The organism is Desulfurellaceae bacterium (assembly GCA_021296095.1).
Classification (GTDB): Bacteria; Desulfobacterota; Binatia; order Bin18; family Bin18; genus JAAXHF01.
Map to the genome: position 1 here is coordinate 14,574 of JAGWBB010000099.1, position 419 is coordinate 14,992.

Genomic DNA, 419 nt, shown 5'->3' on the forward strand with positions numbered 1-419 from the left:
CGGACAAACTCGCGTTCGATGACGAACACCAGAATTGCCGCCAAGACCATTGAACTCAGCAAAAAGCCCTGGCTGAGGGCAATGACCCCGTGGATGTACAGGTCGGCCCCAAACGTCGGTGCGACCTCATACAAACTGGAGCCGGCCTTGCGGATGCCGGTCTCAACCAGCTGCAGAGCCCAGGCGGCCAGGGCCGGAATCAGCCCCAGAGCCACGGCCAGGGCGTGGTGGCGCGGAACGGTTTGAAACGCCTGGGCGGTCATCATGATCCCGATCCACAGCAGAATGCCCAGCGTCACCTCCACCGGCACAATCTGCAAGACGAGCGTCATCCCGCCGGTCAGACACAGCACGGCCACCACGGCTCCGTTGATCATCGAGTAGGCCGACCGGGCGCCCATCGCCTTCCAGGCCGGATG

General features: G+C 63.5%; 1 protein-coding gene. It reads right to left on the reverse strand.

Annotated elements, in window-relative coordinates; genetic code table 11:
* The coding region (locus J4F42_18895; GenBank protein MCE2487585.1) for a hypothetical protein at positions 1-419 on the reverse strand (419 nt) is incomplete at both ends.